This is a genomic window from Pararhizobium sp. P1_E7 (assembly GCF_056405855.1).
Map to the genome: position 1 here is coordinate 1 of NZ_JBFUBH010000239.1, position 846 is coordinate 846.

An 846-nucleotide genomic window follows, 5' to 3' on the forward strand; every position below is an offset into this window, starting at 1 on the left:
CCGTTCGGGCTATCGCGGCGCTGGATCAGGCCAGCCTCAACGAGCACACCGAGATGGCGCCGCAGTGTTGTGCCGGCGATGCCGTGCGCCCGGATCGACAGCTGCGTATTCGACGGGAATACGACAAGACCATTGTCGTCCGAGAGCTCAGTATCCGGATAGAAGCTCAGCAACGCGTGCAGCACTGCGAGAGATCGGTCCTGAAGGCCAAAGACGTCCTTCGCCTCACAGAGATCCCGGAAGACTTTCCACTTATCTACGGGCTTGCTCTCGCTACGCTCTGCTGTTTCCAGCTGACCTTTGACCAAGGCAAGCGTCATCGGCCGCCGCCCAAAGGGCGTCGTCACACTTCCACTCTGCATTTTCCTTCACCTCTCAAAAGGCAAAAGAAATCCGCTCACCAAAACGATGCCAAAGACTCTTGACTGTGATTCGTGAAAATGCGATTCTCAGATTGCTACATGTGAGGAAGGCTTCCACGACGGAAACGTTTGGGGGCCTTTTTCTTTTGCGGTTTGTCTCTCCTTCGACCTTGCTTAACTCTTGCTGTGACCCCCCGCCCTATTGCGCGGGGTCGGCCGATTGATATTCGCGCATCAGATCCGGCATTCGATCCGCCAGCCAGCGCGCAAACGCTGCTTCTTTTTTGGGAATGATTACGGTCGTCCCAGAAGACGTAGACTTCATACGCCCGAAAACTCTTTGGTTAACAGCGAAGTCGCGGATCTCATCCTGCGCTTTCCCTTCGCCGTGCTTAGATATCTCACTTGCAGCTCTGATTGCCTGAGCGATCCGCTCCGCTCCATCGGCTTGCTTAAACTCTGGTGTTTTAACAATCCGGCGCAC

The 846-nt window shown here is 55.3% G+C and carries 1 protein-coding gene and 1 pseudogene; both read right to left on the bottom strand.

Features of this window, described 5'->3' with window-relative positions:
- Nucleotides 1-362: plasmid replication protein RepC (gene repC, locus AC1D17_RS29175; protein ID WP_477568670.1), on the bottom strand; the 362-nt coding region annotated here is incomplete at its 3' end.
- A gap of 199 nt (nt 363-561) precedes the next feature.
- A pseudogene (locus AC1D17_RS29180) lies at nt 562-846 on the bottom strand (plasmid partitioning protein RepB); the annotation flags it as partial.